An 811-nucleotide genomic window follows, 5' to 3' on the forward strand; every position below is an offset into this window, starting at 1 on the left:
GTATATGATCGTTATCTGGGTTGGACTTCTGCTTTTAAGCCCAGATAACTGGCCTGAATATGTTAATGAGAGAATCGGTATTCCTCATGTGTGGCATGTTTTCGTCTTTGCTCTTGCATTTTCGCTAGCAATTAATGTGCATCGATTATCAGCTATTGCCAGCGCCAGATATAAGCGATTTAAGCTAAGAAAACGCATTAAGATGCAAAACGATAAAGTGCGATCAGTAATTCAAAACCTTACAGAAGAGCAATCTATGGTTTTGTGCGCAGCCCTTAATGAAGGCAGGAAGTATGTGGTTACATCAAAACAATTCCCATACATTAGTGAGTTGATTGAGCTTGGTGTGTTGAACAAAACTTTTTCCCGATGGAATGGAAAGCATATATTATTCCCTATTGAGGATATTTACTGGACTGAATTAGTTGCCAGCTATGATCCATATAATATTGAGATAAAGCCAAGGCCAATATCTAAGTAACTAGATAAGAGGAATCGATTTTCCCTTAATTTTCTGGCGTCCACTGCATGTTATGCCGCGTTCGCCAGGCTTGCTGTACCATGTGCGCTGATTCTTGCGCTCAATACGTTGCAGGTTGCTTTCAATCTGTTTGTGGTATTCAGCCAGCACTGTAAGGTCTATCGGATTTAGTGCGCTTTCTACTCGTGATTTCGGTTTGCGATTCAGCGAGAGAATAGGGCGGTTAACTGGTTTTGCGCTTACCCCAACCAACAGGGGATTTGCTGCTTTCCATTGAGCCTGTTTCTCTGCGCGACGTTCGCGGCGGCGTGTTTGTGCATCCATCTGGAT

2 protein-coding genes are annotated in these 811 nt (G+C 42.8%); one reads left to right on the forward strand and one right to left on the reverse strand.

Translation table 11 applies throughout. The annotated features are described in order from the left end of the window. On the forward strand, window positions 1–481 hold a 481-nt coding region (locus tag P3R27_RS14430; protein WP_301399137.1), incomplete at its 5' end, for a superinfection exclusion B family protein. Here P3R27_RS14430 and P3R27_RS14435 read toward each other — a convergent pair. After that, a partial coding sequence (locus P3R27_RS14435; protein WP_234827897.1) for an antitermination protein N occupies window positions 482–811 on the reverse strand: 330 nt, incomplete at its 5' end.

It is taken from the genome of Enterococcus spodopteracolus, assembly GCF_030441955.1.
GTDB classification, from domain to species: domain Bacteria; phylum Bacillota; class Bacilli; order Lactobacillales; family Enterococcaceae; genus Enterococcus_B; species Enterococcus_B spodopteracolus.